Consider the following 25,274-nt stretch of genomic DNA (forward strand, 5'->3'; position numbering starts at 1 on the left):
TGTATCGAAGACCTCCAAGTAAAGCATATGGTGAAAAACCGCAAGTTAGCCAAATCGATCACGGATGCCTCGTGGTCGGAGTTTGTCGCTATGCTTACCTACAAGGCAGCCTGGCATGGAAGAAACGTGGTGAAAGTGGGGAAACAGTTCCCTTCTAGTCAGCTTTGCTCTTCCTGTGGCTACCGAAACAAGGATGTAAAGAACCTCCACCTTCGGGCATGGACATGCCCTACATGCGGCTCTCACCATGACCGAGACATCAATGCATCCAAAAACATCTTGCAAGAAGGACTTCGAGTACTTGCGGTCGGGCAGACCGTTTAAGCTTGGATATGATCCTATCAGTAGACGGGAGCTCCCAAGAATCCCCTGCCTTCAGGCATGGGGAGTGTCAATGCTACTCATTCTCCAATTGTGCTTACCTATCCTGATGCTAAAATATACACCTTTGATACATCCCCCATCTCTGAAACACAATATGAAGATACCTCTCACTTTTTTGTTACTAAACGGGTCATCAACGATCACAAGCAATTTATTAAAGAACTGTTGGATTAACGAAACCAACTCCGTCGTATATAAGGATCAGTCGTCTGTTATTTCGTATAGATTTTTACCTCCTTCGCCTTCAATGTAGCCTTGATACCGCCGTTTCTCACGATCACGTGATCAGACCCCATCCGGTTGTAAAGCTTGGTTTCGTCAGGAAGATTGTCTAGATTGGGAATGGTTCGTGTCTGATTGGACCAGGTGTTGTTAATCAGGACGACCACTTCATCTCCGTTCTTGGAACGCTGAAAAGCATAAAACCCGTCGTCCACCCATTTCTCCTGCTGGCTTCCATTCTTCAGAGCCGGGTGGTTGTTGCGAATATGGTTCAGTTTGGCGATATAACCGTACAACTCGTGGTCAGGGTTAAACACCATATCTTCACGGTTATATGGATCGTGACCTCCATTGAACCCCTGTTCCGTTCCCTGATACAACACCGGAATCCCACGAATGGTAAACTGAAACCCTAAAGCAGCTTTCAACTGTAACTCCTTACCCGATTGGTCACCAGATTTCCCTGAGGCCTCATGCAAAAACCGGGGAACGTCATGGTTATCAATAAAAACCCCGTTCAGGTGCTTGTTCCGGTAATGGCGATCCTGGTTAAACCGATCGCGAATGTGGTACATCGACTGGTTCTGTCCAAAAACATCCCGGATGGTATAGTACATTGGATAATCGAGGACACCGTCCAAGTGATGAGTATAGGGTCCCACGTAGGCGGGATCTCCGTGATAAACCTCTCCCAAGGTAAACGTGTCAGCCGCCACATTAAAATCATCCCAGAACCATTTGGGCACGTGTTTCACCGTATCTACCCGGAGTCCGTCCACCCCTGTGGTTTGAACCAACCATTGGATCCAATTTTTCAACTCCTCCTGAACAGCAGGATTTTCATGATTTAAGTCATCCAGTCCAAAAATATCTCCGTTTTCCAGCCACCATTGATCATTCCAATCCTGAACGTCCCCGTTATGATGGTACCAATCATACTGGTTAAAGGGAGCAGCGGCCATTCCATTATTGGGTAAAAAGTCACCGGTGTGGTTGGCTACCACGTCCAACATGACAGCGATCCCTTTGGAGTGGGCTGTGTTCACCAGCTCTTTCAATTTGTTCATATCTCCCAGATGTCCATCCACACTGTAAAAATCATAGGTCCAGTAACCATGATACGCTTCGTCACTCCTTTGCATGGTGACCGGGGTAATCCAAATGGCGCTAAATCCAAGGTTTTTAATGTAATCCAACCGATTGATAATCCCCTGAAAATCTCCTCCGTGATATTTCCGTGGGTCATTTTTGTCCGATGGGAAGCCACCAAAGTCATCGTTGGATGGGTCTCCATTTGAAAAACGGTCTGTCATAATGAAATAAATGCTCCTTGTTTCCCATTCATCATTTGAAAACGCTTGCACTGATGGTCCTGAAAAAGAAACGCTTAGTACACTCACCAACAACCATAAAAGTACTTGACTCCTTAAATATTTCACCATATTCTCCTCCCTTTTTAGGAAACCGTTTGCATCATTATATAACGGCTTATGACTTAATATTCTGATATATTTATGCTGCTTTTTGGCCGTACAGAAAAAAAGATGGAATCTTCTACGCAATAGGAGAGCATACACCCTGTGATCACTTCAACGAATCGTTTACAATGATCGAAGGGAAGGTTTATTGACAACCGTTTTTGACTTTAAAGCCACAACAATGAAGTCACTGGCAGATTTTAAAGGCAATGTTCTTTTCATCGTCAATACAGCTCTTAAACAATGAACCCCCCATTAGCTGAACAAATGAAGGAGAATGAAAATATGTCTGTTTCTTTCAGCCCAATGACCTCTGAGGATTTTTCTGTATTTATTGAACACTCTTCCCAAGCGTTTGCCAGAGAAAAGATCAACTCAGGAATCTGGAGCGAAGAAGAAGCGCTTGGCAAAGCGAAAGGTACATTTGATACATTGTTACCGGAAGGCTTGAATACCCAAGAACATCAACTGTTCTCGATCCTATACCGTTCATGAGGAGAAGATTGGATGGATATGGTACAAGCTGGTCAATAAACATCCCCATAAGGAAGCGTTTATCTATGATTTTCTCATTTTTGAAGATGCTCAGGGAAGAGGATGGGGTCAAAACGCACTGCAAGCGTTAGAGGAGCATGTAGGCAAACATGGAGTGAAAAAAATATCCCTTCATGTATTTGCTCATAATAAACGGGCGATCCATCTATATCAAAAGCTGAACTATCAAGCAACAAACATCTATATGTCCAAATGGTTGGGTTAGATGATCCAGATTTTCCTACCCTTTATAAATATCGACGCCATATTTTAAGATTCATAAAAAGCCTTGGATGGATTCCAAGGCTAGCAAAATGAAGTGGGGGGAGCCACAGCTCTCCCCCACTATTCCGCTCCTTCTCAACCACCTCTGGGTTGCGAACGAAGTTGCAGATATTCGTTGGCAGTTTTTCCATCTTTCAACCCACCAACAAATGCAAAAGAGCCAAAAGCCACGGCAATAACCATAACGGCGGCGAACCATTTACTCTTCTTCAAGAATATCACCTGCCCCTCGTTTTAGTTCCATTTGTGTCTCATACATTTTCAACAGGGAACGTTCGAATTCCTTCTGATCCCGGTCTTTATAACACTGGGAAAGGCGAAAATGGAGTTTCTTTTCTGCCGGTTTATAATGAAACTTTTGTGCAATTTGAAGAGCGCGTTCATAATACGGAATCGCTTCTTGTTTATTGTCCTGCTCTTTCCAGAAGTCCCCCATGACCCGTAGTGCATAGATCAATTTGGGAGCATCATCGTGTTTTTCCGCATTGGCAATCGCTTGTTGAAGCGATTCTTTTGCCTGATCCCATTTTTTCTGCTGCACGTTCAGTATTCCCAGCCAAACATAAGCATCTGTCAAAACCATTCCATTTTGAATCAAATGCTTAGAAGCCAACGCCGTATGAAAACACTGTTCCGCTCTTTCCCATCGACCTTTGGAAGTATACACACTTCCGAGGATTGTCCACATGTCAAACATGCAGGAGTAGTGCTTATTGATCCTGGCCAATTCCAAACCCTCTTCTGCGTAATGGATCGCTTCATCCATCATTCCCGTTTTTCGAAGGAGATCCACCCGTGTTGAATATAATGTTAAAACCGTTTCCATATCTTTGATCTCATCAATCTGATCCCAGACATCTTGGATGACTTTTAATCCTTCCACAACCCTTCCCAAACGTTCAAGGAATATAATTTTGTTTCTTAACAATGCATATTTGACATACCTGCGTTCACCCTCTTGGTCAAAGGCTTTTAACCCACTGTTCGCAAAGTCCAAAGCCTTATCCATATTATTCTGAAGATAACAACACAGACTTAATTCTAGAAAGGAAACCGCTTCCATATTTTCCTTGTCGTTATTCTGTTTACTTAAAACGATGGCAGAAGAAAAGCTTTTTTCGGCACGTTTCCATTTTTTCATCACTCTAAATGCCTTGCCTCGGATATATTGGACGAGTGCAGCATAGGGATGATGATCCTCAAGATCTATCTGATTTAATTGACTCACAGCATCTCTTGGTTTCTCAAGGTCAATCATCGCCTCAATGGAAGTTAAGCGAAATTTCAACTCCTTCAACTCTTCTTCCTGACCCATCAAAATCTCCGGAATTTGTTCCATACTTAAACCTAGCTTTTCCATGAGGTAGTAGACCTTGGAAGTATGAGCGTGAGCAACTCCCCGCTCAATATTACTGATTGTAGCGGTAGAGATTCCGTCATCCGCCAGATCTTCCAATCGAAGACCTTTTGTTTTTCTCACCCTGCGAATCGCTTCACCGATATCTTTTATTTTTAAGGCTTCCACAGTTAAACACTCCTTCAATTTCGGTGGTTAAACTTTATTTTATATGAAATAACTCCATGTGGAAACACCAACTTTCATACTATTTTAACTTTGTTTTTTTACCTATGAATAAGAAAAATCTATCTATATAGAGTTAAATCCATTTAATTGACAGTTTAGTGTTTAAATATACCATTTAAGCAAATAAAATAAAAAAATGTTACTGGAGGATATCTTTATGTTTACTTTCAGCATTCTTGCGATTCTATTTACCGGAAGCCTCTTCGTGTCAAACGTAGGTCATTTCATACAGGCTGTTTGTTCAAAAACAGAATGTGGATGTTCTTTATACCCCTTTTGACAAAATCGCTGGTCAGACAAGTGTGGAGTTTCATGAAGAAAAAGAGGAAAAAGAAGAAAAAAACATCATGACTAACTCTTTTCCCTTCTTACCATCAAGGGATCATGGAGAACAGATAATTAAGCCAAATGTGCAACCGGCCCCCCAAACGATGGAAGCCTCAACTTCGTAGATGCCCATAAAATCTCTGTAAGCGTTCGGACTCGATTTTGATGGATGATCTTTTTTCATCAACCCCCCGCCTTTTTGTTTTTCCACACATATAATCCTTATTTCCCCATATCAAAATGTACAACTTGCCTCAATAGCTTTCAATCTTCTCTTTACGATTCTGGACTCTGACTCTTTCACTATATCCTCTAATCATCGATTAAAATAAGGATATTCCCTCCCTATTTCAATCAAGATTCTGTCAGTAAGTTTCATAATGCAATACTTGAAAACGGTATACTTTCATCTTATCTCAGAAATCCTCTTCTCTTTTAAAAGTGATCGGGTCATTCCCGACACGGATCTGTTATACTTATAGGGATGCGATCATGTAAAGGTGATTCTGGAGGTTGGAGTGATAAAGATGAAAACGATTGCTGTCTTTTGTGGGTCCAGTTCCGGTTCCAATCCAGCCTATCTGGAAGGGGCAAAAAAGCTTGGGGAGGCTTTGGCGGAGCGGGAGCTCACCTTGGTCTATGGTGGTGCGAGCGTGGGACTGATGGGGGCAGTCGCCGACAGTGTCCTTGAAAACGGAGGAAAGGTGATTGGTGTCATTCCCCAATCGCTGGTTGATAAAGAGATTGCGCACGCTTCGTTAACCGATCTTTATATTGTAAACTCCATGCACGAACGAAAGGCCAAAATGTCTGAGCTCTCCGATGGGTTTATCGCCATGCCTGGAGGCAGTGGGACATTGGAGGAGTTCTTTGAAGTGTTTACCTGGGCTCAACTGGGTTATCACCAAAAGCCCTGCGGGTTACTGAACATTCATGATTACTATACTCCACTTCTAGATCTGCTTACACATATGACAACAGAAGGCTTTATGAAGAAAGCATACCAATCCATGGTGATTTCCGAATCCGATCCCCAATCCCTGTTGGATCGTTTTTCACACTACCAAGCACCTAATCTGGTCAAATGGGCGAAAGATCCTCAACCCCTAACCAAGGAGAAGTGATGATGCCTAAAAAAGCCAATCCCTTTGGAGGAATTGGCTTTTGTTCTTATAAATCCCCTATAATGGAAGATAGAATACAGATTGCGCTCCGATCGGCCCTTCCCGCTTAAGACCGCTATCCAGAAATCCAACTTTTCGATATAACTGTTCGGCCGCAACATTGTCTTCATTCACCGCCAAAACCATTTCATTCACCGTTGGAAAATGCTTTCGAACAAATGTCGGCAAACTCTTCATCGCCTGCAAGGCAAATCCTTTTCCCTGGGCATGCCGGGTGATGGATAATGCGCGAATCAACACTGCTCGTGCATTGTCTGTATACCCCCGAATGCCATTGCCCATATGCAATACAAAAAAACCAACAGGTTCATTCTTATGGAGAATCACGATTGGATAACGCTCGGAATCCTGATGACATTTCATCAGGGCCTGCCTAGGCAATTCCGTAAAAGGCAATTGATTTTCAGAAAGTTGAAATTGGTTCAAAATATCTTGATGTTCAGGTTGATAAAAACAGATGTCAACCAACGGTGATTTACCTCACTCTCTCTACTGGAGTAATATATACCATATCACTTGTCTAGAAAAGGTTCTACCCGTCTGACATCCTTAGTCCATTTCAAAAAATCATATAATCAGCTATCTCTCTTAATCGGATATTTTCCATTAGATTGCTTTCAATATAAGTCAAGCTTTCTTGAATACGGGCTCAATGTTCCTCATTCATTTCCTTTCTTCCTTTCTATGAGAATTATAGCAAGTAAATCAGCATCCATTTTGACTTATTTTGCTCCTTTTCCCGGCCAACTTGGTTTGAGTCTCATGGCCGCAATCATCTTTTCATGACAGATTTTTAAAACCGGCAATCCCTCTTGACCCATCCACTACAAACAACTAGACGAAGTATGTATATCTGTAGTATCCTGAGAATACAGGATAGCAAGGTGTGTCGTTGCTTTTGGTGATGCTGATGAGCAAAGAGATTCTTGAAAACAACCCGCGATCCTTTGCTAGGCGCGGGTTATTTCTTATATAGGTTTTGAAATTCCTGTCTAATATGCACACATGTGTAGAATAATAAAGCTAAAAATGGAGGCCAGTCCCAATGAGTGAACTACATCAGGATGCGATGGATGTATTGCGCGAAACCAGTCGGACGTTCTTCATTCCGATCAGTCGTCTGCCTTCCGGTTTAAAAGAAGCCGTTGCATCCTCATATCTCTGTATGAGGGCAATAGACGAAATCGAGGATCATCCTCAACTCCCGGCTGAAACAAAAATAAACCTATTGTGTTCAATCAGTACAACCTTAAAGGGACCTTTCCGTGACGCTGATTTAAAGGCGATTGTTGAACCCTATCAGTCCGACTTGCCAGAGGTTACTCTACGTATGGATGAATGGGCAAAGTTGGTTCCTTCCTCCATTCAATCAGATATTTACCATTCCACAGCAACCATGGCCAAAGGCATGGCTGAATGGGTTTCCAAGGGGTGGAATATCCAAACCAAAGAGGATTTGGATGATTATACCTATTATGTAGCCGGTTTGGTTGGTGTATTGCTCAACGATCTCTGGAACTGGTATGATGGAACCCAATTGGATCAAGAGTTGGCTGTTGCCTATGGTCGAGGACTACAGGCGGTGAATATTATTCGCAACCGGGAGGAAGATCTCTCCCGTGGCGTCGATTATTTCCCTGAGGGTTGGAACCTGTCAGAAATGTTTACATATGCCCGACGCAATCTTGCGTTGGCGGATACTTACACGGAAAATATTCAGTCCCTTCCCGTACTGGATTTCTGCAAAATCCCGTTGGTGCTCGCCCATGGTACACTTCAGGCTTTGGAAGCGGGTGAGGAAAAACTGAGCCGGGATGATGTAAAGGACTTGGTTAAAAAGGCCATTGGAGAGTAACTAGAAACATGCTAGACCGTCCAATGATTGGACGGTCTCTTTTTGTTGAATGTTTTACCCAAAAGTGAGCCCAAAAGTGATAAGATACACAAAAATCGTTTTTATCCTTTTTTGATCAATCGAGAGTAGCTGTGGACCCAAAGAAAGCGCTTGGGATATTGAAGAATCTGCCGGAGCAAAAGGTGCGGGGAACGGAAATTGGCTCCCCACACTTTGTAGCCAAACCCCGTAATAGCCACGAAAAGAAACTGAGGTGATGGTATGTCAACGGATAAACAAATCGCTCGTTCTGTCTGCCCCTTGGATTGCCCGGACACCTGTGGTTTACAGGTTACTCTGAAGGAAGGACGAATTAGCAAAGTGGACGGAGATCCGGATCACCCGATCACCCAAGGTACCATCTGTCATAAAGTACGCCACTTCCCCAATCGGGTCTACCATCCAGATCGACTCCTTTACCCGATGAAACGGGTTGGGCCTAAAGGAGAAGGAGTCTTTGAACGCATTTCCTGGGAAGAGGCTTTAAATGAAATCGTCACCCGTTTTAAGGAAACCATTCGGGACTACGGAGCGGAATCGATTCTGCCTTACAGTTTTTATGGAAATATGGGTCTGGTCAGTAACGGAGGAATGGACCGACGTTTTTTTCATCGACTGGGTGCCAGTCGATTAAAGCGAACCATCTGTAATACTGCAGGCAGTGAGGGATTTCAGTATACCATGGGTGTACCAGGAACTGTTGATCCCGAAGATACAGTCCACAGTCGCTATATCATCTTATGGGGTGGAGATTTTGTCAGCACCAATATGCACCAGATGATATTTCTGAAAAAAGCGCGTCAGCGGGGGGCCAAAATTGTCACTATCGATATCCGGCGTACTCGAACTGCCCGATGGGCGGATGAATTTGTGCAACTCTATCCTGGAACAGATGCTGCTCTCGCCTTAGGAATCATGAATATAATTATCAATGAAGGACTTACGAATGATGACTTCATCCAAACGTTCACCACAGGCTGGAAAGCATTCCAGGAACGTGTCAAGGAGTATCCACCGGATGCTGTAGCCCGAATCACCGGAGTCCCGGCAGATACCATCCAGAGACTGGCCTATGAGTATGCCAAGACATCCCCCTCCTTGATCCGGATTGGAAATGGCCTTCAACATCACGACAACGGGGGAATGACCATCCGCACCATCGCATGCCTTCCGGCACTGACAGGACAGTGGAAATATCCAGGTGGCGGAGCTTTAAAAGGAAACGGTTTTTTCTCCGTAAACAAAGAAAGGCTGGAACGACCCGACCTGTTACCGAACCCTGAGGTACGCAGCATCAATATGAATCATTTGGGTAGCGTTCTGCTTACTGCCGAGCCACCTGTGAAATGCTTGTTTGTATATAGCTCCAATCCGGCCGTTGTCGCTCCTGATCAAGAGAAGGTCATTCGTGGACTTCTTCGAGAAGACCTGTTCACTATCGTTCACGATTTGTTTGTTACAGATACAGCCAAGTATGCAGACCTGATCCTCCCTGCAACCAGCCATTTTGAAAATTTGGATGTTTACAAGTCCTATTGGCACCTGTATGTTCAATTATCCCGTCCTGTTATTCCACCTCAGGGAGAGGCTTGGTCCAACCACTACCTCTTTCAAACATTGGCTAACAAGATGGGATTTACAGAATCTTGTTTTCAAGATGAGCCGGAAGAGATGATTCGTCAGATCCTGGACAATCCGGACAATCCCTATATGAAAGAACTTTCCTATGAACAGTTGCAAAAAGAGGGCATTGTAAAACTGGATCACAAAAAAGCTCCCATCTATCCGGATCACTTATCGAAACCGGAAGGTAAAATCAATCTCTTTAGCAATACCATGAAAAGCAGAGGGATGGACCCGCTTCCATCATATGCACCTGTAAAAGAAGGACGGGATGGAACAGGTGCTTACCAGGAAGCGTATCCATTTATGTTGATCTCTCCTCCCAACCACCAATTTATCAATTCTAGCATGGGCAATATCTCTAATCTTCGCAAGATGGAACGAAAACCGGAGTTGGAGGTTCACCCTACAGATGCTCAAAACATCGGACTGAACGCCGGTGACATCGCATGTGTCAAGAACCACCGAGGAAGCTGCCTGCTCACCGTCAAAGTTACTGAAGATGTCCTCCCTGGTGTAGTTGTTGCACCCGGTTTGTGGTGGCATGATGCGCATCCAGCAAGAAAAGGGGGTATTAACCGACTGACACCGGATCGGGAGGCAGATATGGGAGGAGGTGCCGTCTTTTTTTCCACTGCTGTCACAGTGGAAAAAAAGACGTCCCCATAGAAAAACATACTATTGTTGCACAAAAACCGCTCCACCTATCATCATAACGGTGAGCGGTTTTTTGATCGCCTTCGATCTGATTGATCTATCCATAACACGAAGAGTCAACGGAAGGATTTATTGAACTGTTCCAGATCTCCGTGGAATACATTGATATCCACATAAGTATCAATGCCGTCCACTCTTCCCCGGTTGCTGTATTGCCAAAAGATCCATGGACGGTCTCCCAAAGTGGGAAACTTGACAACATCCCGAATCCAGAGATCATAATCTTTAAAGAATCCTTCCACATAGGTATGATAGGTATCATAGGTTACATATAAGATCGGCTTTTTTCCATAGTGTTTTTCCATTTCCGTCGCCATTTCTTTTAACTGCCGTCTAACATCTTCCTTGTCATGATTCAGGTGGATTTCCAAATCAATCACAGGGGGCAGACTGTCCGGTTCCTTGGGTACCGTTTGAATAAAGTTTTCAGCCTGCTTTTTGCCTGAACTTCGCATGGAAAAGAAGTGATAGGCACCGGTTAACATCCCATTCTTCCGCGCTTCTTTCCAATTGGTTTGAAACTGGTGATCGATAAAGTCATGACCTTCTGTTGCTTTCATAAAGACAAACTGAAATTCATTTTCCTTTTGAACTATCTCCCAATCAATCGTTCCCTGATGATGGGACACATCCAGCCCCTTGACTTCATAGTGCATAGAGAACAAATCGTTATGCCAGATGATCCCTTTATACTCCAAAACACCGATAATCAAAAGAGCGCACAAAATGATACTGATGATCAGAATCTTTCGTTTCATAAAATGCCTCACTTATCTTTTAAAATAAACCCTAAGCTTCTTGTGGCAGATATTTAAAACGAATCCGCTTTTCATACCGATACTGCACCAGAAATTGGGCAGCCGCCACAGAGAGAGGCAGGACGAAAACAATAAACACCAATGCCAATGGAATTCCAACCAGCACCATAATGATAAATATCACGTTTTGAGAAAGGAAAAGCTTCAGTACAGCGATAATAAGGATGATCACCCCACTAAACGCTAAATACACAAAATTGAGCCCAATAAAAATAACCCCTGCCAGCAACACAGAAAGCAAACTGTGACCAAAATGGCGAAAGACAACATGAAAGGTACGTTTGATGGACTCCCAAACCCGCAAATCATCATGAACTAAAATAGCAGGAGCAATCAAATAGAATAGACTGGCAAAAATAAACAAGATGAACATAAAAAAAATAGCAGATATCATTAAAACGGGACTTTCTCCGAACATTTCTTCCAATATAATGATTCCAACCACAGGAATATATAATGGAAGCAAGATGAACATCATCAATAAATATTGGCCAGTCAGCCTCCACATAAAACGCAAACCCTGGGAAAAGTACGTCCCGATTTTGGCGACTCTTTCCCGGAGAATCTGAGCTCCCATTCCATAGATTCCACCGTTTAAAAAGCAGGAAACGGCAACCGAGAAAACAACAAGTCCCAAATATAAAAGAACGACAACGATAAAGCCAAACATGCTTAACCCAGCTATGATTTCATCCATCATTTCTGAGCTGAAGGACTCTTCAGCGATCCCTAGGCCACCAGCCATCAGTATAATGGGAAGCACCAGGATAATCATTGAAAGGTAAAAAGCACTGTATCCTGCTAAATAACCAAGAAAATTGGCAAAACCCATTTTTAAACCGTGTTGCCTTAACAATGAAAAATATGAAGGCATTCTTTCCCCTCCTGAAATCAACCTTTCTTTTAAGAAAACAAATCTTATCTTATCATATAAAAAGAAATAATGGTAGAAATTCACACAAAATAAATGGAAGATAAACAGGAATTCTTATCTAATAGTAGAATTAATATAACAGCACACCGAAGGAGGCGTCCATGTGGAACCATTTCATTCCGTCCCTCAAGAAGCCATCGATCATATTTCTTCCATGATCGCATCCGGTCAGATTCAGGATCATTATCCTTTGCTTGGTGAAGGGCTGAGTGGTAAAGTCTACGAATTTGAAAGGTTCGCTGTGAAAGTATTTAAGGAAGATAGCAGTGAACGTCAGGATCATTGGATACTGAATCAGTTACAGAGCCATCCGTCTTTTCCAACGCTGTACCATTATGAAGATCAGTTTATGGTTATGGATAAAGTCAATGGATTTACCATGGCTCAGGTGATGAAGAGCGGGGAGAATGTTAGGGATTCATACTATACTCAGATTGAAGACTGTGTGGAACACTGCTATCGTCAGGGAATCATCGCTAAAGACCTTCATTTAAACAATATTATGATCGATCAGAATAATCATATCAAAATTGTGGATGTCGGTCGGTTCCATTCAACAGACCAGAAAAAAGTCTTCCATGATCGCCTTACGGAAGACCTTGAAGATCTGAAATACTGCCTATTCAGTTACTCTTCTTCCAAAAGACGAAAACGTCGTCGTCATCGTCGTTATAAATCATCCAGTTCCTATTCCCGAAGCTACTCCTACTCATCACGTTCTTACTCCTCATCCCGGCGCAAATACCGGAAAACGTACAAAAAGATTCGAAAGCTTTTCTCCACCTAATTGCAAAAAACGCCCAGCCATCAAGCCGGGCGTTTTTTATGGTCGTTAAGGGTTTGATCCTATCCTTTGAGTGTGGGATACATTCCGAAAAGCCCTAAGATCAGGAGCATTGGAAAGGGATAGTATGTCTGTAGCTTCATAGGTTTCCACCGCTTCATACAACGCTTCCAAAGCTGGAGTGACCGACCCAGCATCCGTTTTTTTCACTTTTTCAAGAAGCCTTCTGCCTTGGCCATGGATGATTCAATCGATTGATAGGGTTCAGGAGAGGTTTCTTCGATTCTCAATATGGGAATCGTCCATTCACAAGTAAATCCATACATCCCACTTGTGGAATAATGGAAAAACAAATCCTTCATTGTTCGTGACATTGGATCATGGATCTTGATTTTTATCTCCAAATCGGAAAGTGGTTTTATGATACAATAAAGACCCTGGGAAGAGTTGACCCAAGGTTTTTTCCGGGTTGAAGGTTTATTTGAAAGGACGGCACTCAAGTAATGTATTCCAACATATTGGACAACTATCCACTCTGGGCTGCATTGACGGCAATTGTCTCCGCTCAAATGCTAAAAATTGCTTGGAATTACACCGTTACTCGTCAATGGAATCCGAAATGGTTCCTAAACGCCGGCGGGATGCCAAGCAGCCATACCGCAGCCGTCACCTCTCTTGCAACAGCTGTCGGCATATGGGAAGGGTGGGGATCTTCCCTGTTCGCCATCACCACCATACTGGCGATTATTGTGATGTATGATGCAACGGGCGTTCGCCGGCAAGCGGGTATGCATGCACAGATCCTGAACCAACTCGCTGAGGACTTTGCTCAAGTATTGGAGGAGCTTCGACATATTAAACAAAAATCACCCCGTGAAACCGGAGTGAAGTTAAAGGAAATATTGGGACACCAGCCAATTGAGGTGTTTGTGGGAGCTTGGTATGGAATTGGTATTGCCCTCATTTTGTACTTCCTTTGGACTTAAAGAAAACGGGCCATAAACACTTCATCCACATACTTTCCATCAAAGATCGCCTGACGGCGACGGCAACCTTCCACCCGAAAGCCGTATTTGCGATACAAGCGGATCGCTCGATCATTTGTATCCCAAACGTCCAGATTAATCTTCTCAATACCGTGTTTTTTCGCCCAGTTGATGGTATACTCCATTAACTTTTTACCCAGTCCCATCCCCCGATAACCAGGAGTTAACCACGTTCGAAACTGGGCTGTGTGGTGGCTGATTCCCTTAGAACCCCGCTTTAACTGAGCTGAACCTGCAATCTTGCCATCCACTTTTACAACCGCATACATGCCCTCAGAATCTCGAATCTCTTTAATCTCTCTTCGTTTTTCACGGATATCTGGAAGGTCATCCGGAGTTTCGTCCAGATAGACTTCTTCCTGTACCACGCGGGCAAAACGTTTTCTTAGCTCCTCCGCATCCTCCGGTACAGCTTGACGGATGATCACTTGATGCCCTTTTACCCGATAGTTATTTTTCTCCAGATGCTTACTTGCCATTTGTTTTAAGTCAACAACCATAGATTGAGACTCCTTTCACGCGGATCGAAAAAACTTGTGATACAAAGGGGTGCAACCGATGCAACGAATTGCTTCCATCTGCCCAAGCAACACGGAAATCCTTTGGTCACTGGGCTTGGGCAATCAGATCGTCGGTGTGGATAATTACTCCGATTGGCCGCCTGCTCTCGATCACCTTCCACGGCTTGGTCCCGACTTAAAAATTGACATGGATAAACTGAAAGCCCTTCAACCTGACTGGGTATTGGCCTCTCTTAGTGTTCCCGGAATGGAAAAAAACATTGAAGCCCTCGAAAAAACAGGGATCCCTTTTATCGTTCTTGAGGCGGGCCGACTGGAAGACATCCCGTCCGATTTCATTAAAGTGGCCCAGTTCGCCGGGATCGAACAGCGAGGGCGACAAATGGCCGATCAATTTAAAGAAAAATTGGAATCGATTCACAAAAATGTCCCCCATCATTCAGCTGCTCCCCGGCTTTACTGGGAGTGGTGGCCCAAGCCCGTATTTACCCCTGGAAGAGAAAACTGGCTTACAGATTTAAGCCAGATCGTAGGTGGGAAAAATATATTTGGAGATGAGAAAGGGCAGACCGTCAAAACCGACTGGAAATCGGTGGCAGACCGACATCCGGATCTTACCCTGATTGTATGGACTGGGGTACCAAAGGAAAAGATCCGCAAGGAAAAAATAACCGGTCGCCCACCCTGGCAAGGTCTCCCTTTTGCTGAAGAGCACCGCGTTCATATTTTGGAAGAAGGATGGTACTGTCGCCCCTCCCCTCGCATTCTTACAGGGGTGGAACATCTCGCTCATGTGCTGTATCCGGACCGATTTCAGCCCCCAAATCCAGAGCAACCCATCTAACGAAAAAAGGGGATTTTGCAATGCTTATAGCTTGCAAAATCCCCTTTTTCGCCTTCATCATTAAAACATGCGATATCCTTTTTTCCGCATAAATCGAATCGTCCAGGCACCACCGATGATTCCAATCATTCCCACAGACAGCATGAGATAATCTCCACTCTTCATATCAAAAGAATAAAAACAGTAACCGAGAAGTCCCAGATACAATATCAAAGGCAACCATGTGGTTTTTAAAATCATATTCAGGATAAACGAGATCCCAAAAGCCAAAAAGGCAAACAACGGAACCCCGATCACATATTGAACCAGACCCATATTCATTGAAAATTGCCTCCATCCTCAACCGCCATACAACCAAGGCATTATTTCTCAGGATATTGTAACACAGTTTCCCCTCATCAGGCGACGTGTGAAGAAATGAACAACTTGTGGCATTCTGCCGACAATCCTTGGTCATCGTTTGCGAGAGCCCATTCCTTTCGATACAATGAGTTGTGATGTTGTAAACAAGAGGGGGTACATAACATGCGTCCACAATCTGGAGGTCGCCCTCCGATGGGTCGTCCCGGTAAACCCGCAGGTGAAAGTACAGATCACGGTCAACAGAAGAAAAAGATGCCAACCCAATTTGTCAATTTCGTATTTTTCAAAGTTGACCCGGCATGGCGACGTCTCAGCCGTGAAGAGCAGGAAACAGGCAAGCAGGAATTTGCTTCTGTAGTGGAAGAATACCGGGAACAAGGGATGATGGTCAATTCTTATTCCATGGTAGGAATTCGTTCTGATGCGGATTTTATGCTGTGGAGGATTTCCAAAAAGGTGGAAGTATTCCAGGAAATGATGACCAAACTACTTCATACAGGCCTGGGAAAATATCTGGAAATCACTTATTCGTATCTCTCCTTTACCAAACGGAGCATGTATGTGGATAAAATGGACCCGGAACACCAGAATCCCAGAGTCTACATTATTCCTGGAATGAAGAAGTACCTGTTTGTCTATCCCTTTATTAAAACCCGTGATTGGTACCAATTGTCCTATCCCACCCGTCAGGGAATGATGGACGAGCACATCCAAGTGGGAAGTAAATATCCATCCGTAAAACTAAACACAACGTATAGTTTTGGAATTGATGATCATGAGTTTGTTGTTGCCTTTGAAACCGATGAGATTACGGATTTCTCCTTATTGGTTCAGGAACTTCGGGAATCGGAGGCCAGCCGATATACACTCAGAGATGTTCCCATGTTTACATGCATCCACCATTCCCAAGTGATGGATGCACTGAACACCCTATAAAAACATCCGGCCACCGCCGGGTGTTTTTTATTAAAAAACCCTGTCCACGTAACAGACAGGGTTTTTTAATCAGGAGTTACAGTTTTGCTTTTTTAAACATGAGGGAAAGACCACCGATCATATAATACCAACGCCAATCATTTACCCGCTTCAAGAAGGATGCTTTGCTTCCAACCACCTTTTTTCCAAAAGCGATTCCAATTGCTGAACCACGACCCAACGATGCCAATGTCCCCTTTGACTCAAACTTATAGGGTTCGATGCTTCCTCCGCGGAGAAGGGAAACCAGATTCTTGGACAGATGTTGACCTTGTTGGGTAGCCATCTGAGCGGTTGGAGGATAGGGACGACCTTCGTCATTAAAGATCAGTGAACTGTCACCCACGACAAAAAAGTCTTCATATCCAGGAACCCGCAGATATTCATCCACTTTCACCCGACCGCGGGCCGTTTCAATGCCAGCTTCCTCCAACAAGGGATTGCCTCGGACACCACCGGTCCATACCACAGTGGCAGCATCAATCTTCTCGCCACCTTTCAACACCACTCCGTCATCAGTGCATTCTTCAATTGGGGTGTTAATATAAAATTCAACCCCCCGTTCTTTTAAATACTCAACCGCATAGTCCACCAATTCCTGATCAAAACCAGGCAGCACCGTCGGGGCAGCTTCCACATTAATCAGGCGAACCTTTTCACGAGGAATATCAAACTCCTGGCAGAGCTCAGGGATTCGGTCCACCAACTCACCTACATATTCAATTCCGGTAAACCCGGCACCACCTACAACAATGGTTAATAAGTCATCCCGCTTTTCTTCCAGCGCGTTATACTTGGCAAACATATACTCCATATGTTCCCGAATGAAACGCACCCCGTTGAGATTTCGAATAAAGAAAGCATTCTCCAATAACCCTTTGATTCCAAAGGTTTCCGGAGCACTTCCCAATCCGAAAACAAGGTAGTCGTACTTCAAGGGTTCTCCTTCAGCAAGAGAAACTTCCTTGTTTTCCGGGTCCACCTTAGTTACTCGGTCCTGAATAAATTGGACCTTGTCTTGCTTCAGAACAGAAGCGATGTCCACCCGTGCATAATCCGGCGGCAATGTACCAGCTGCCGGTTCATGAAGTTTGGTGGTAACATAATGATAAGGATTTAAATTGACCAATGTTACCTCCGCTTCATGATGGTTGAGCTCTTTTTGGAGCCTCACCGTTGTCATTAAACCGCCATAACCTGCACCTAAAACAACAATTTTAGGAAGAGCCATTATACCACATCCATTTATATTATGTTAAAAAAATCACATAGATAAGAAGTACTATTAGACACTATAAACCATGATAAAAGTTTCTCTCTCGTTTGACAAGGGGTTCCTGCCTGACATTCTGTCCAGTGTGCTTCTGATTATCCCGGTAAATACTTGGTGAAATTCGTCACAATGCATGTGTATATACCAAAATGAACGGAAATTGAAAACCCTTGGTTTACTTCATTTGATTTTTTTTCCATTCAATGGTCTCCTGTCCGGATTCATGATAGAATACAACAGATTCCACTGGAAAACTCCATCATTTCTGCATTCCATCATTTATTCCGCTATGGAGGTGCGCCAATGACAACGAACAATCTGCAACGTGACCCTGAAATCATGGATATCACCATTATCGGGGGCGGACCCACTGGGCTTTTTGCTGCCTTTTATGCCGGTATGCGCAATGCATCCGTTAAAGTGATTGAAAGTCTGCCTCAAATGGGGGGACAGCTTTCCGCTTTGTATCCGGAAAAGGATATTTATGATGTGGCTGGATTTCCTAAAATAGGTGCGCAACAGCTCATCGATAACCTTCTGGAACAATGCAAGTTATTTGACCCCCTGTTTTGCATGAATGAAAAAGTACTTCATGTGGAAAAGAATTCCGATGAAATTTTTGAAATTACCACCGATCAAACGGTCCATCTCAGTAAGACCATTATTATCACAGCAGGTGTGGGAGCGTTTGAACCACGAAAACTGAAGGTTCCAAATGCGGAACAGTATGAAAAGACCAATCTTCACTACTTTGTAAAAGACCTAGAGCAGTTTAAAGGGAAAAGGGTTTTAATTTCCGGCGGCGGAGACTCTGCTGTAGATTGGGCCAATATGCTGGAACCCATTGCAGAACAAGTTACTCTGATCCATCGCAGGGATCGTTTCCGGGCCCATGAAACCAGTGTGGAAAAAATGAAACAATCCAGTGTCAAGGTTCTCACCCCACGAGAAATTGTTTCCCTTCATGGAGAAAATCAAATCGAAAGGGTCGTCATCGCCGACAAAAAGAAGGAGCAGGTTGAGGAGCTGGATGTGGATGCAGTTATTGTCAGTTTTGGTTTTGTCTCCTCGTTGGGCCCGATCAAAGAGTGGGGATTGGAGATTGAAAAAGGTTCCATTGTCGTCAACTCCCGCATGGAAACCAATATCCCAGGTATTTATGCCGCCGGCGATGTGACAACCTATCCAGGTAAAGTCAAACTGATCGCAGTAGGTTTTGGTGAAGCACCGACAGCTGTCAACAACGCCAAACAGTTTATGGACCCTAAAGCACGATTGCAACCCGGACACAGTTCCCATATGAAGCTTTGAACAAAACCGCCTCTTCGAGAGGCGGTTTTGTTGTTCGATGTATGTTTGATCATTCCGGTGACAGACTACGGTTAAAGGTCAACAACCGTTTCTGAAAAGGAGACAGAGAACATATGAACAAGACGCGCCGTTTCATCGCTGGATCTTATCACCTGTTTATGGTACTCTCGACATTGATTATTCCGTTATTGATTTATTATGGTACCAGGGGACAAGGAACCGAGTCCTTTTACGGCACGGTTGGTGCTGTCCTCGCCTTTGTCATCCTTCTGGCTTATTTGATTATCCCCAATCTTCGACAGAGTGGGCGCTGACCGATGCAAGCATCGATCGGTTGTCCAGTATGCAATGGATTTGATGTCTTGGAAATTGCTTGTCCCCACTGCAATGAGTATATGGTAGATAATGGACGATTCTTTGATTTATTAGCAGATTATAGTCCTTATCGCCCCATCGAAGACATGAAAAAAAGTGATGGACTAAAGGATTTGCAAACCCACCGATGTCCCCACCATCTTTATTGTCCTCAATGCAATTATTCCAATATATGGATGGTAGAAGAAATTTCCCTTGGAGACATAAGTACACCATGAAACGGATACCTCTATTGTGCACGCCGAACCCAGAAGCCACCGTGAAATGTTTTCGGTTCATAGGATACCAGAAAAGCCTGTGGGTCCATTTCCTTTACACGTCTCATCAGTTCTTTCTGTTTTTTGCGCCTGGTTAACACCATCAATACCAAACGCTCTCCGGTCAATCCTTCTCCCAACCAGGACGTCACTCCAAATCCGGCGTTACGAAGCTCCTCCGGCATATTTGAATCTTCTTTGCGGGTGATCACCTGAACCGTTACATATCCCATCGCCATTTTTTCCTCAACAATGGAGCCGGTATAGACACCAAGAGCAAATCCCAAGCAATAAATCACCAAATTGTACCAAGCATCAATATGTTCCAGAACAGTAGCCAACCCCAGCATATAAATGAAAACTTCACAAAAGCTGATTAGCGCAGCGAGGCGCGCATTGCCTTTCATCATCATAATCAGCCGAACGGTGGACAGAGTTACGTAAGCGATCTGCACAAAAAAAATGAACAGCAAAACTCCAAACAAGGTCTGTTCCCCCCAACGGTGCAGTTCATCCACAACAGGTAATGAACCTTTGCGAGCCAATCCTTTACAAATCATACATCAATACCGCTTTACCTGAAAAGGGAGCGGAATAAAAAAGCCCGATAACGGGCTTTGGACTGCTGACAAAGACAAAATGAAAAAAGAGGGAGATTTCCGGTGGAGACATCCTTTTCCGACAACCCAGCGGAACCTCCGGAGATCCCAACCGTTTAGCCGGACCAGAGGGGGTAAAGCGGACTCATTCCACTACCTTGGTAGAGGAAAGAGATGCGGACTTCCCCCATTTTGTCATGAACCTAAACCCCATTACCGGGTTTTATAGATCATTTGTACGCTGGGGAGGTTCTTCTTGTTCCAGCGGACGGCTCTCTTCAATCAGACCTGACCATTGACCTACATTTCCGCCACCAAGTCCTTCGTTAATCATACGATCCACATCCATCCAATAGCTGTCTCTTCCCTCGTCCGTACGATCCTTCTTTTCAGCTTGAACATCTACTTTGGACTTTTCATTCGACACGGATAACACCTCCAAACATAGTTTTCGCCATTTTCTCCTTCTCCATTCCATAAAAAAATAAACCTCCAGACCTGTTCACGGTCGGAGGCACCTGTTTGAAAACCGTTATATCAGCACTTCTCTGGAGTTCCTTCTTTTGTTGCCGTTCGGAAAGAGGTTCCACAACCACACGTGGCTACAGCATTGGGGTTGTGAAGGATAAACCCTCCACCCATCATGGACTCTTTATAGTCAATCTGCAAACCATTGATCAGATCCGCACTATCCTTATCCACCAATATGCGTATCCCATGGTTGTTCACTTCATGATCGTTATCGGTCTTGTTCTCATCAAAGCCGAGACTGTAGGTAAACCCACTGCATCCTCCGCCTTGAACACCAACTCGAAGATACTGCTTTTCTGGATTTTCTTCCTCTTGCAGCATCTCTTTAATCTTGTGACCCGCTCGATCGGATAGTTCGATCACACGAAACTCCTCCTTATTCTCCTGATACAGGTTACTTCCCATTATACAGCATATGAAGAAGCAACCAAAGTCACCCCGGCATTACGATAGAACTCTAAGCGCGATGGAGTACAGCTTCCCGAATGTTTGAAGAATACCGCTGTATGAAATATATCTGTTGATCTTTTTTTTTGGAATGAAGTCCTTGTTCACGATTCCACTGATTGTGAAGCTCGTCCAATCGTTGACTGATCTGAATGACTGTTGGGTGATTCAAACCCAGTTGTGAGGCTTTCGTGTACATAAACGCCCTTAATCGCTCCATCTCTTCTTCCAGTTGATATTTGTACAAACCTGAAAACTCCCTTCTCTCTCCTCCTTTACTCTGATAGAAGTATTTCAAGGCATGTCCAGAGAAAAGGGTCGTAAAAAGAAGAACATCCGTTTCCGGTTATTATACCCTGTTTTTTCATATATTACAAAGGCTACCATTTATCTAGAGCAGATCCAAAAGATCATCCAGTTTTTTTTCCTGTTCCTTAATCGCCTGTCGAATCTTCTTCAAAAGCTCTTCTCCATCTTTTCCAGTAATGATCTCACCATCTACCATTGCGTAAGGTGTCTGCGCACACACCTCACAATTTCCCAAACAGGGCGATTCCAACACATCCACCTCTGAATCATTCTCCAACTCTTCAATCATCTCTTCCAGCTCCGGTGTCAGCTGATTGATACAGATTTCAACCATCGGTCGCATAAAACAGCCCTCACTTTTTTCATCCCTCATCAAATATTAATCTATATTGTAACCCGGAAAGCCCTCTGACAGAAACAGTCCCCGCCACCGCAATTTATTGGAAGACTACTCCATCCGGCTGATTGTATCCCAGGAATGAAGATGATACGATACGCTTGTAAAAAATGTCGACTCCAGTATTCAGGATTTGCGAAGGGGTGATTTTCCAATATCATGATTCGGGGAATTGCTGTATCCCTTATTATTTTAGGTCTTTCCCTGGCAGTCTATAGCGGCTATCAATGGTGGGATCAAGTCAACGTTGCTGTTTACGATCCCAAAAAGTCCGAGTCCATCTCGAAAGACTGGGATGACCGAAAGAAAAAACCTTCCTTGGAAAAAGGAACAGATAAAACGTTTCAACCCAAAAAAGGAGACAAAATTGGAGAGCTGGTCATACCCCGAATCGGTGCGATTCTTCCTATCATCTACGGAACAGGAGACAAAGAACTTGCCAAGGGAGTGGGACATTATATCGGCCATGGAACCGTACTTCCCGGAGAAACAGGTCATTCTGTTCTGGCCGGTCACCGCGAAACCACTTTTCGTCAGGCAGGAGAACTGAAAAAAGGGGATAAACTGTATATAAAGATAAATGGATATACCTATACATACCAGATTCGAAAAACCTTTATTGTCGATAAAGATGACCGTAGCGTTATTGTTCCTCATGAAAAACCAAATCTATCCCTGATCACCTGCTACCCCTTCAATCTGGTGGGAAGTGCTCCCCAGCGATATATTATCCGTGGAGAACTGATTGAAAGTAAACAAGGAGAAAAATAAAAAAGACCCATGTACACCTATGGGTCTTTCATCTTACACAATTATTGATTTGTCTCTACTGCATACAACCCCATCGATTCCAATTTTTTCTTAATATCCTTTAAACGAGGATTTCCTTCCCCCACAATCTCCCCGTCAATCACGACCACAGGATACCAAAGCTCCTCATCAATGACGCGTTGAGAAAATGCCTTCTCTTCATCGCCCAAGGGCTGATGGATATCCACATAACGAACAGAGATCTGATCCCCGTATGTCCTTTCCAACGCAGCCTCCAACCAGGAAGCTGTCTCCTGGGCTGAGGGGAAGTTCACACAGCTGGGACACAACTCCTCTGCACCATAGACGAGCAACTCCACATGATCAGTCGTCATCATGCCACCTCCTGTTATCACCTAAGCGCTTGTTCCAAATCCTCCAGTAAATCCTGTACATCTTCCACACCGACAGATACCCGGATCAAACCATCTGTAATCCCAAGTTCCTGTCGACGTTCCGGCGGAATGGAAGCATGCGTCATTCGAGCAGGAACGGAAATCAGGCTTTCCACTGCTCCCAGACTTTCCGCCAACGTGAAGAGCTTTGTCCGGGAAAGCACCTTTTCTGCCCGTTCTCCACTTCCCACATCAAACGAAAACATTCCTCCAAAACCACGGGCTTGACTAGCAGCCACTCCAAAACCAGGGTGTTCCTTTAATCCTGGATAATAAATTCCCTGAATATCCGATCGGGACTGCAACCACTCGACCAGCTTTCTTGTACTGGATTCGTGTTGCCGCATGCGAAGACCCAGTGTTTTTATTCCTCGGATTAGCAACCATGAATCATGGGGTGGTAACACACCGCCAATGGAATTTTGCAGATAATGAAGCCGTTCTCCCAATGATTCATCCTTCACTGCGATCAATCCGGCCACCACATCACTGTGCCCACCCAGGTATTTCGTGGCACTGTGCACCACAATATCCGCACCGAGATCCAACGGATTTTGCCAGTAAGGTGTAAGAAACGTGTTATCCACAATCAGGAGTAACCCACGATCCCGGCAGATTTCCACCAGCTTTCGAATATCAGTCACTTTTAAAAGAGGATTGCTGGGCGTTTCCATATAGACAGCCTTTGTTTCCGGACGAATCGCTTCCACCACATCCTCCGGACGGCTGGTATCCACATAGGAAAAGTCAAGTCCCATCCGGTTGAACACTCCGCTCATCACCCGGTATGTTCCTCCGTAAATATCATCTCCCACCACCAGGTGATCCCCTTGATCAAACAGAGACAGAACGGAAGAAATGGCAGCCATTCCGGAAGAAAAGGCCAATCCCCGAACCCCATTTTCCAGATCAACAATCAATTTCTCCAATGCTTCCCGTGTCGGGTTACCCGTTCGTGAATATTCATAACCTCGGTGTTTCCCGATTGCATCCTGTTTATAGGTGGAAACCTGATAAATGGGCACACTGACCGCGCCGGTTCGTTCATCACCAAAGACACCGCCGTGAATCAATTTTGTATCAATGCGCATGGTTTACTCTCCTTCTCCATAAATATTCTGGCTGAGATATCGCTCACTGCTGTCCGGAAATATAACCACAATCCGGGTGCCAGACTGAGCCTGCTCCGCCTCTTTCAAAGCGGCATAAAAGGCCGCACCGGAAGAACTGGCCACCAGCATTCCTTCCTGTTTGGAAAGCTCCTTTACCATCCGAAATGCATCTTCATCCTGCACCGTATGAATACCATCAAAAAACGAAGGTTCCATGTAATCTGGAAGGAACTCCATTCCGATTCCTTCTGTTTTGTGGGGACCCGGTTCCCCTCCGCCAAGAATTGAGCCTTGTGGCTCCACAATTACAGTCCGAACCTGTGGATTTTGTTCTTTTAAATAACGGGCACATCCCATAAAAGTACCACCCGAACCGGCACCAGCTACAAAAACATCCACTTTCCCATCCATTTGTTCCCATATCTCCGGACCGGTTGTCTCATAATGGATCTTAGGATTGGCCGGATTGCCAAATTGTTGTGGACACCAAGCCCCCGTTTGCTCAGCAAGCTCTTTTGCTTTGGCGATGGCTCCTCGTATCCCCTCTTCGGTGGGAGTATTCACTACCTCTGCTCCCAACGCGCGCATTAGGATTTGTTTTTCCTGAGCAAACCTTTCCGGTACAACAAAGATGACCCGGTAACTTGTCCCCACCGCTGCCATCGCAAGACCGATTCCGGTATTCCCGGCCGTAGGTTCAACAATGGTGCCTCCCGGCTTCAGCTGGCCGCTTTCCTCCCCGGCCCGGATTAAAGCCAAACCTAAACGATCCTTTACACTGCCACCTGGATTGAGATATTCCAGCTTTGCATAAATCTGAACCCCTTCCGGCAAAGGAAAATGCTTTATCCGAACCATGGGTGTCCAGCCGATAACATCCTTTATATCTTCATAAACATTTTTCACATAAATCCCTCTCTCTTTATCATATCATTTCTTT

Annotated in this window: 31 protein-coding genes and 1 pseudogene; 14 read left to right on the forward strand and 18 right to left on the reverse strand. The window is 44.3% G+C overall.

Annotated features, from left to right (window positions below; all coding sequences use genetic code 11):
- Positions 1 to 324, forward strand: a 324-nt coding sequence (locus FN782_RS12505) for an RNA-guided endonuclease TnpB family protein (RefSeq protein WP_142506152.1), incomplete at its 5' end; no start/stop codon positions are given.
- Positions 325 to 596: 272 nt separating this feature from the next.
- On the opposite strand, the pseudogene FN782_RS12510 reads toward FN782_RS12505, so the two are convergent.
- Positions 597 to 1,949, reverse strand: a pseudogene (locus FN782_RS12510) (alpha-amylase family glycosyl hydrolase); the annotation flags it as partial.
- A gap of 420 nt (positions 1,950 to 2,369) precedes the next feature.
- Here FN782_RS12510 and FN782_RS12515 point away from each other — a divergent pair.
- Both FN782_RS12515 and FN782_RS17520 read left to right on the forward strand, forming a co-directional pair.
- Positions 2,370 to 2,579: a hypothetical protein gene (locus FN782_RS12515; RefSeq protein ID WP_142506154.1), complete on the forward strand. Its 210-nt coding sequence runs from the start codon at positions 2,370 to 2,372 to the stop codon at positions 2,577 to 2,579.
- Between the two features lie 28 nt (positions 2,580 to 2,607).
- The gene (locus FN782_RS17520; RefSeq protein WP_425462714.1) at positions 2,608 to 2,844 is read left to right on the forward strand and encodes a GNAT family N-acetyltransferase; all 237 of its coding nucleotides are present in this window, start codon (positions 2,608 to 2,610) and stop codon (positions 2,842 to 2,844) included.
- 134 nt (positions 2,845 to 2,978) lie between these two features.
- On the opposite strand, the gene FN782_RS16910 is transcribed toward FN782_RS17520, so the two are convergent.
- Positions 2,979 to 3,116 (reverse strand): hypothetical protein, encoded by a 138-nt coding sequence (locus tag FN782_RS16910; protein WP_185956275.1) that lies wholly within the window; start codon positions 3,114 to 3,116, stop codon positions 2,979 to 2,981.
- Positions 3,103 to 4,428 carry a helix-turn-helix domain-containing protein gene (locus FN782_RS12525; protein ID WP_185956276.1) on the reverse strand — a complete coding sequence of 442 codons (1,326 nt, stop codon included), beginning with the start codon at positions 4,426 to 4,428 and terminating at the stop codon, positions 3,103 to 3,105. The genes FN782_RS16910 and FN782_RS12525 overlap by 14 nt, the downstream gene beginning before the upstream one ends.
- Before the next feature lie 293 nt (positions 4,429 to 4,721).
- Here FN782_RS12525 and FN782_RS12530 point away from each other — a divergent pair, with 293 nt between their 5' ends.
- Together FN782_RS12530 and FN782_RS12535 are read left to right on the forward strand one after the other, a co-directional pair.
- Complete coding sequence (locus FN782_RS12530) at positions 4,722 to 4,940, forward strand: DUF3951 domain-containing protein (protein WP_342778399.1); 219 nt, start codon at positions 4,722 to 4,724, stop codon at positions 4,938 to 4,940.
- A gap of 402 nt (positions 4,941 to 5,342) precedes the next feature.
- Positions 5,343 to 5,939: an LOG family protein gene (locus FN782_RS12535; protein ID WP_142506156.1), complete on the forward strand. Its 597-nt coding sequence runs from the start codon at positions 5,343 to 5,345 to the stop codon at positions 5,937 to 5,939.
- Positions 5,940 to 5,996: 57 nt separating this feature from the next.
- On the opposite strand, the gene FN782_RS12540 is transcribed toward FN782_RS12535, so the two are convergent.
- On the reverse strand, positions 5,997 to 6,467 hold the full coding sequence (locus FN782_RS12540) for a GNAT family N-acetyltransferase (protein ID WP_342778394.1): 471 nt from the start codon (positions 6,465 to 6,467) through the stop codon (positions 5,997 to 5,999).
- Positions 6,468 to 7,044: 577 nt separating this feature from the next.
- Here FN782_RS12540 and FN782_RS12545 point away from each other — a divergent pair.
- The gene (locus FN782_RS12545; RefSeq protein ID WP_142506158.1) at positions 7,045 to 7,854 is read left to right on the forward strand and encodes a squalene/phytoene synthase family protein; all 810 of its coding nucleotides are present in this window, start codon (positions 7,045 to 7,047) and stop codon (positions 7,852 to 7,854) included.
- Positions 7,855 to 8,115: 261 nt separating this feature from the next.
- Positions 8,116 to 10,185 (forward strand): molybdopterin-containing oxidoreductase family protein, encoded by a 2,070-nt coding sequence (locus FN782_RS12550; protein WP_142506159.1) that lies wholly within the window; start codon positions 8,116 to 8,118, stop codon positions 10,183 to 10,185.
- Positions 10,186 to 10,289: 104 nt separating this feature from the next.
- Here the strand turns inward: FN782_RS12550 and FN782_RS12555 are convergent, their stop codons facing one another.
- Positions 10,290 to 10,991 carry a glycoside hydrolase family 25 protein gene (locus FN782_RS12555; protein ID WP_142506160.1) on the reverse strand — a complete coding sequence of 234 codons (702 nt, stop codon included), beginning with the start codon at positions 10,989 to 10,991 and terminating at the stop codon, positions 10,290 to 10,292.
- Positions 10,992 to 11,022: 31 nt separating this feature from the next.
- Entirely contained in the window at positions 11,023 to 11,925 is a 903-nt protein-coding gene (locus FN782_RS12560) for a hypothetical protein (protein WP_142506161.1), read from the reverse strand.
- A 163-nt stretch (positions 11,926 to 12,088) separates the two neighbouring features.
- Between FN782_RS12560 and FN782_RS12565 the strand changes: the two genes are divergently transcribed.
- Positions 12,089 to 12,772 carry a protein kinase domain-containing protein gene (locus FN782_RS12565; protein ID WP_142506162.1) on the forward strand — a complete coding sequence of 228 codons (684 nt, stop codon included), beginning with the start codon at positions 12,089 to 12,091 and terminating at the stop codon, positions 12,770 to 12,772.
- 203 nt (positions 12,773 to 12,975) lie between these two features.
- Here FN782_RS12565 and FN782_RS16915 read toward each other — a convergent pair whose 3' ends face one another.
- On the reverse strand, positions 12,976 to 13,143 hold the full coding sequence (locus tag FN782_RS16915) for a hypothetical protein (protein WP_185956278.1): 168 nt from the start codon (positions 13,141 to 13,143) through the stop codon (positions 12,976 to 12,978).
- A gap of 129 nt (positions 13,144 to 13,272) precedes the next feature.
- Between FN782_RS16915 and FN782_RS12570 the strand changes: the two genes are divergently transcribed.
- Positions 13,273 to 13,755, forward strand: a complete 483-nt coding sequence (locus FN782_RS12570; protein ID WP_142506163.1) for a divergent PAP2 family protein — start codon at positions 13,273 to 13,275, stop codon at positions 13,753 to 13,755.
- Here the strand turns inward: FN782_RS12570 and FN782_RS12575 are convergent.
- Positions 13,752 to 14,315: a GNAT family N-acetyltransferase gene (locus tag FN782_RS12575; RefSeq protein ID WP_142506164.1), complete on the reverse strand. Its 564-nt coding sequence runs from the start codon at positions 14,313 to 14,315 to the stop codon at positions 13,752 to 13,754. The two genes, FN782_RS12570 and FN782_RS12575, sit on opposite strands and share 4 nt — an antisense overlap.
- A 58-nt stretch (positions 14,316 to 14,373) precedes the next feature.
- On the opposite strand from FN782_RS12575, the gene FN782_RS12580 reads away from it, so the two are divergent.
- A complete protein-coding gene (locus FN782_RS12580; protein WP_142506165.1) occupies positions 14,374 to 15,180 on the forward strand; it encodes an ABC transporter substrate-binding protein in 807 nt (268 codons plus the stop codon).
- Positions 15,181 to 15,240: 60 nt separating this feature from the next.
- Here FN782_RS12580 and FN782_RS12585 read toward each other — a convergent pair whose 3' ends face one another.
- Entirely contained in the window at positions 15,241 to 15,501 is a 261-nt protein-coding gene (locus tag FN782_RS12585; RefSeq protein WP_246064944.1) for a YuiB family protein, read from the reverse strand.
- A gap of 204 nt (positions 15,502 to 15,705) precedes the next feature.
- On the opposite strand from FN782_RS12585, the gene FN782_RS12590 reads away from it, so the two are divergent.
- Positions 15,706 to 16,479 (forward strand): chlorite dismutase family protein, encoded by a 774-nt coding sequence (locus FN782_RS12590; protein WP_246064945.1) that lies wholly within the window; start codon positions 15,706 to 15,708, stop codon positions 16,477 to 16,479.
- 76 nt (positions 16,480 to 16,555) lie between these two features.
- Here FN782_RS12590 and FN782_RS12595 read toward each other — a convergent pair whose 3' ends face one another.
- Complete coding sequence (locus tag FN782_RS12595) at positions 16,556 to 17,749, reverse strand: NAD(P)/FAD-dependent oxidoreductase (protein WP_142506166.1); 1,194 nt, start codon at positions 17,747 to 17,749, stop codon at positions 16,556 to 16,558.
- Between the two features lie 345 nt (positions 17,750 to 18,094).
- Here FN782_RS12595 and FN782_RS12600 point away from each other — a divergent pair, with 345 nt between their 5' ends.
- Together FN782_RS12600 and FN782_RS12605 are read left to right on the forward strand one after the other, a co-directional pair.
- Positions 18,095 to 19,102 carry an NAD(P)/FAD-dependent oxidoreductase gene (locus FN782_RS12600; RefSeq protein ID WP_142506167.1) on the forward strand — a complete coding sequence of 336 codons (1,008 nt, stop codon included), beginning with the start codon at positions 18,095 to 18,097 and terminating at the stop codon, positions 19,100 to 19,102.
- 113 nt (positions 19,103 to 19,215) lie between these two features.
- Positions 19,216 to 19,416, forward strand: a complete 201-nt coding sequence (locus FN782_RS12605; RefSeq protein WP_142506168.1) for a hypothetical protein — start codon at positions 19,216 to 19,218, stop codon at positions 19,414 to 19,416.
- Positions 19,417 to 19,706: 290 nt separating this feature from the next.
- Here the strand turns inward: FN782_RS12605 and FN782_RS12615 are convergent, their stop codons facing one another.
- The 5 genes from FN782_RS12615 to FN782_RS12635 all read right to left on the reverse strand — a co-directional run bounded on the left by FN782_RS12615 (position 19,707) and on the right by FN782_RS12635 (position 21,963).
- On the reverse strand, positions 19,707 to 20,294 hold the full coding sequence (locus tag FN782_RS12615) for a DUF2179 domain-containing protein (RefSeq protein ID WP_142506170.1): 588 nt from the start codon (positions 20,292 to 20,294) through the stop codon (positions 19,707 to 19,709).
- Positions 20,295 to 20,556: 262 nt separating this feature from the next.
- Positions 20,557 to 20,760 carry a hypothetical protein gene (locus FN782_RS12620; protein ID WP_142506171.1) on the reverse strand — a complete coding sequence of 68 codons (204 nt, stop codon included), beginning with the start codon at positions 20,758 to 20,760 and terminating at the stop codon, positions 20,557 to 20,559.
- A gap of 110 nt (positions 20,761 to 20,870) precedes the next feature.
- Positions 20,871 to 21,269: an iron-sulfur cluster insertion protein ErpA gene (gene erpA / locus FN782_RS12625; RefSeq protein ID WP_142506172.1), complete on the reverse strand. Its 399-nt coding sequence runs from the start codon at positions 21,267 to 21,269 to the stop codon at positions 20,871 to 20,873.
- Positions 21,270 to 21,321: 52 nt separating this feature from the next.
- Positions 21,322 to 21,558: an aspartyl-phosphate phosphatase Spo0E family protein gene (locus FN782_RS12630; protein ID WP_246064946.1), complete on the reverse strand. Its 237-nt coding sequence runs from the start codon at positions 21,556 to 21,558 to the stop codon at positions 21,322 to 21,324.
- 144 nt (positions 21,559 to 21,702) lie between these two features.
- Complete coding sequence (locus tag FN782_RS12635) at positions 21,703 to 21,963, reverse strand: YuzB family protein (protein ID WP_185956279.1); 261 nt, start codon at positions 21,961 to 21,963, stop codon at positions 21,703 to 21,705.
- A gap of 213 nt (positions 21,964 to 22,176) precedes the next feature.
- Between FN782_RS12635 and FN782_RS12640 the strand changes: the two genes are divergently transcribed.
- Positions 22,177 to 22,788: a class D sortase gene (locus FN782_RS12640; protein WP_142506174.1), complete on the forward strand. Its 612-nt coding sequence runs from the start codon at positions 22,177 to 22,179 to the stop codon at positions 22,786 to 22,788.
- A gap of 41 nt (positions 22,789 to 22,829) precedes the next feature.
- Here the strand turns inward: FN782_RS12640 and FN782_RS12645 are convergent, their stop codons facing one another.
- The 3 genes from FN782_RS12645 to cysK are packed head-to-tail and all read right to left on the reverse strand — an operon-like array spanning position 22,830 to position 25,240.
- Positions 22,830 to 23,162 (reverse strand): YuzD family protein, encoded by a 333-nt coding sequence (locus tag FN782_RS12645; RefSeq protein WP_142506175.1) that lies wholly within the window; start codon positions 23,160 to 23,162, stop codon positions 22,830 to 22,832.
- 17 nt (positions 23,163 to 23,179) lie between these two features.
- Complete coding sequence (locus tag FN782_RS12650; protein ID WP_142506176.1) at positions 23,180 to 24,313, reverse strand: bifunctional cystathionine gamma-lyase/homocysteine desulfhydrase; 1,134 nt, start codon at positions 24,311 to 24,313, stop codon at positions 23,180 to 23,182.
- A 3-nt stretch (positions 24,314 to 24,316) separates the two neighbouring features.
- Positions 24,317 to 25,240 (reverse strand): cysteine synthase A, encoded by a 924-nt coding sequence (cysK, locus tag FN782_RS12655; RefSeq protein ID WP_142506177.1) that lies wholly within the window; start codon positions 25,238 to 25,240, stop codon positions 24,317 to 24,319.
- Between the last annotated feature and the right edge of the window lie 34 nt (positions 25,241 to 25,274).

The sequence above is a fragment of the Melghirimyces algeriensis genome (genome assembly GCF_900182565.1).
Lineage (GTDB): Bacteria > Bacillota > Bacilli > Thermoactinomycetales > DSM-45169 > Melghirimyces > Melghirimyces algeriensis.